At 62.7% G+C, this 954-nt stretch carries 1 protein-coding gene; it reads right to left on the bottom strand.

Features of this window, described 5'->3' with window-relative positions:
• Window positions 1-953: nucleotide sugar dehydrogenase (locus KJS59_RS30665; protein WP_249715200.1), on the bottom strand; the 953-nt coding region annotated here is incomplete at its 3' end.
• Window position 954 lies beyond the last annotated feature (1 nt).

Here is a 954-nt window from a genome sequence, read left to right as displayed (position 1 = left end):
TCGTCCCGCACGTACGGGTCGGCGCACAGCACCCGCTTCGCCCGCAGCGTCAGGATCTTCTTCAGCTTGTACGCCAGACTCTCCCGCGGGTCGTCGCTTTCGCCCTTGAACGCCATGCCGAGGATGCCGACCGTCAACTCGCCCAGGTCGTGACTCTCCTCCATCTTGGACACCAGATACAACGGCAACCCCTCGTTGATGAGCATCGCCGAATGCCCCAGCACGAAGTTGTTCCGGTTGAACGCCGCCAACTGCATCGTGTCCTTGAACAGACACGGCCCCGCCGCGAAACCCGGCCCCGGCAGATCCGCCGCCCGCGGATAGTCATACCGGATCGCATACCGGATCCGCTCAAAATCCAGACCGAAATCGTTGGCCATCATCCAGAACTGATTCGCCGTCGCGAACTTGACATACCGCCACGTGTTCGTGAACAACTTCGCCAACTCCGCCTCCTCCGGCGCCAACGGCACAATCTGCTCCGTCAGATGCCGGAAGAACTTCTCCGCCCGAGCCAACGCCGCCGACGTACGCGCCGACACGATCTGCGGCAACTCGAACAACTCCACCATCGCCCTGCCCTCAGCGATCCGCTCAGGACAAAACGCCACCTCGATCCCCAAACCATGCCGGGCCAACAACTTCTCCGTCAACGCCGTCACACCCGGATGGACAGTGCTACGCAAGATCAGCAACTGACCCGCACGCAAATACTCCACACACCGCTCGATCGCCCGCGGAACCGCCGCCAGATCCGGATTCAAATGCTCATCCACCGGCGTACCAACGATCACCACCACATGCTCAGCCGTAGCCACACTGGCCGGATCAGCGGTAGCGACCAGACGACCCGCGGCCACCGCCTCCGCCAACGGCCCCGCCGCACCCTCCTCATCGAACGGCAAAACACCCGAATTCACCACACCCACCGCCGCGGCATTGATGTCGTACAGC

The sequence above is a fragment of the Rhizomonospora bruguierae genome (assembly GCF_018397995.1).
GTDB lineage: Bacteria > Actinomycetota > Actinomycetes > Mycobacteriales > Micromonosporaceae > Rhizomonospora > Rhizomonospora bruguierae.
Note: the sequence above shows the minus strand (reverse complement) of the source record. Positions and strands in the feature narration are given on the sequence as shown.